The organism is Variovorax sp. GW821-FHT10D07 (assembly GCF_059415325.1).
The window spans coordinates 136242-139872 of sequence record NZ_JBWKMZ010000017.1; the positions used below are offsets into that span (position 1 = coordinate 136242).

Annotated in this window: 1 protein-coding gene; it reads left to right on the forward strand. The window is 62.4% G+C overall.

The window, feature by feature from the left end:
• Positions 1-3631, forward strand: a 3631-nt coding sequence (locus AC07PU_RS36065; protein ID WP_495322891.1) for a hypothetical protein, incomplete at both ends; no start/stop codon positions are given.

Consider the following 3631-nt stretch of genomic DNA (forward strand, 5'->3'; position numbering starts at 1 on the left):
CAGCTTGTCGACTTCGACCTCCACGGGTCTGAGCACCGCGACGAGCAGCATCGGCAGCCTCTCGACTTCTACGTCGACAGGCTTGAGCACGGCAACGAGTTCCATCGGCAGCCTTTCGACCTCGACGTCGACGGGTCTGAGCACGGCAACGAGCTCCATTGGCAGCTTGTCGACTTCGACCTCCACGGGTCTGAGCACCGCGACGAGCAGCATCGGCAGCCTCTCGACTTCTACGTCGACCGGCTTGAGCACGGCGACGAGTTCTATCGGCAGCCTATCCACGTCGACCTCGACGGGTCTGAGCACCGCGACGAGCAGCATCGACAGTCTCTCGACTTCGACGTCGACGGGCCTCAGCACGGCAACGAGTTCGATCGGCAGCTTGTCGACCTCGACCTCGACGGGCTTGAGCACGGCCACGAGTTCCATCGGTAGCCTGTCCACCTCGACATCTACGGGCCTGAGTACCGCGACCAGCAGTATCGGCAGCCTGTCGACGTCGACGTCCACTGGTCTGAGCACTGCGACAAGTTCGATTGGCAGCCTGTCCACATCGACCTCGACCGGTCTGAGCACCGCGACGAGCAGCATCGATAGCCTTTCGACTTCGACATCGACTGGCCTGAGCACGGCAACGAGTTCGATCGGTAGCCTGTCCACGTCGACTTCGACGGGTCTGAGCACGGCAACGAGCTCGATCAGTAGCCTGTCCACGTCGACGTCGACCGGTCTGAGCACTGCGACAAGCTCCATCGGTAGCCTGTCGACCTCCACCTCCACGGGCCTGAGCACCGCGACCAGCAGTATCGACAGTCTGTCGACCTCGACGTCGACTGGCCTCAGCACTGCAACGAGCTCCATTGGCAGTTTGTCCACGTCGACTTCGACGGGCCTGAGCACTGCAACCAGCAGCATTGACAGCCTCTCGACTTCGACGTCGACTGGCCTCAGCACAGCAACGAGTTCCATCGGCAGCCTGTCCACGTCGACCTCCACGGGTCTGAGCACTGCGACGAGCAGCATCGATAGCTTGTCGACCTCGACGTCTACTGGCCTCAGCACGGCAACCAGCTCGATCGGTAGCCTGTCGACTTCCACGTCGACGGGTCTGAGCACGGCAATAAGCTCCATCGGCAGCCTGTCGACTTCCACGTCGACCGGTTTGAGCACGGCCACGAGCTCCATCGGCAGCTTGTCGACTTCGACCTCCACGGGCTTGAGCACCGCGACCAGCAGCATCGGCAGCCTGTCGACTTCCACGTCGACGGGGCTGAGCACTGCCACGAGCAGCATCGATAGCCTGTCGACTTCGACATCGACTGGCTTGAGCACGGCCACGAGTTCCATCGGTAGTTTGTCCACCTCGACCTCCACGGGCCTGAGCACTGCGACGAGTTCGATTGGCAGCCTGTCTACGTCGACTTCGACCGGTTTGAGCACGGCGACCAGCAGCATCGACAGTCTCTCGACTTCCACGTCGACCGGCCTGAGCACCGCGACGAGCTCCATTGGCAGCTTGTCCACGTCGACCTCCACGGGTCTGAGCACGGCGACCAGCAGCATCGGTAGCTTGTCGACCTCGACATCGACCGGGTTGAGCACGGCAACGAGCTCGATCGGTAGTCTGTCCACGTCCACTTCGACGGGTCTGAGCACGGCGACCAGCAGCATCGGCAGCCTCTCGACTTCGACGTCCACCGGCTTGAGCACGGCAACGAGCTCCATCGGAAGCTTGTCGACCTCGACCTCCACGGGTCTGAGCACTGCCACAAGCAGCATCGGCAGCCTCTCGACCTCGACGTCCACCGGCTTGAGCACAGCAACGAGCTCTATTGACAGTCTGTCGACTTCCACCTCGACCGGGTTGAGCACGGCGACAAGCTCGATCGGCAGCTTGTCGACGTCGACCTCGACGGGCCTGAGCACGGCAACGAGTTCCATCGGCAGCCTGTCTACCTCCACCTCTACCGGTCTGAGCACCACCACGAGCAGCATTGACAGCCTCTCGACTTCGACGTCGACCGGGCTCAGCACGGCGACGAGTTCTATCGGTAGCCTGTCCACTTCGACCTCTACGGGTCTGAGCACCGCGACGAGCAGCATCGACAGCTTGTCGACCTCGACGTCGACTGGTCTGAGTACGGCAACGAGCTCGATTGGTAGCCTGTCCACATCGACGTCGACCGGCTTGAGCACGGCGACCAGCAGCATCGACAGCCTGTCGACCTCGACGTCGACCGGTCTGAGCACTGCGACGAGCTCCATCGGTAGCCTGTCCACCTCCACCTCCACGGGCCTGAGCACTGCGACCAGCAGTATCGACAGCCTGTCGACCTCGACCTCCACTGGCTTGAGCACCGCGACGAGTTCGATCGGTAGCCTGTCGACGTCCACGTCGACCGGTCTGAGCACGGCGACCAGCAGCATCGGTAGCTTGTCGACCTCGACATCGACTGGCTTGAGCACGGCAACGAGCTCTATTGACAGCCTGTCGACCTCCACGTCGACCGGGTTGAGCACGGCGACAAGCTCCATCGGCAGCTTGTCGACGTCGACCTCGACGGGCTTGAGCACGGCCACGAGTTCCATCGGTAGCCTGTCCACCTCGACCTCCACGGGTCTGAGCACCGCGACCAGCAGTATCGACAGCTTGTCGACCTCGACGTCAACCGGCTTGAGCACGGCAACGAGTTCGATCGGCAGCCTGTCCACGTCGACTTCGACGGGTCTGAGCACCGCGACGAGCAGCATCGATAGCCTGTCGACTTCGACGTCGACTGGCCTGAGCACGGCAACGAGTTCGATCGGCAGCCTGTCCACCTCGACCTCTACGGGCCTGAGCACCGCGACGAGCAGCATCGATAGCCTCTCTACTTCGACGTCGACTGGGCTGAGCACCGCAACGAGCTCCATCGGTAGCTTGTCGACCTCGACATCCACCGGCCTGAGCACTGCGACGAGCAGTATCGACAGCTTGTCGACCTCGACGTCGACCGGCCTCAGCACGGCCACAAGCAGCATTGGCAGCCTCTCGACCTCGACGTCCACTGGCCTGAGCACGGCAACGAGCTCTATTGACAGTTTGTCGACTTCGACCTCTACGGGCTTGAGCACAGCGACAAGCTCCATTGGTAGCTTGTCCACCTCAACCTCCACGGGTCTGAGCACTGCGACGAGCAGCATCGACAGTCTCTCGACCTCGACGTCTACTGGCCTCAGCACGGCAACAAGCTCCATCGGCAGCCTGTCGACTTCCACGTCGACTGGTCTCAGCACGGCAACGAGCTCCATTGGCAGCCTGTCCACGTCGACCTCGACTGGGCTGAGCACCGCGACTAGCAGCATCGATAGCCTGTCGACTTCGACGTCGACTGGCCTCAGCACGGCAACGAGCTCCATTGGCAGCCTGTCCACGTCGACCTCGACGGGGCTGAGCACTGCGACCAGCAGCATCGATAGCCTGTCGACGTCCACGTCGACCGGTTTGAGCACGGCAACGAGCTCCATCGGCAGCTTGTCCACGTCCACCTCGACGGGCCTGAGCACCGCAACCAGCAGCATCGATAGCCTGTCGACTTCGACGTCGACTGGCCTCAGCACGGCAACGAGCTCCATTGGCAGCCTGTCCACG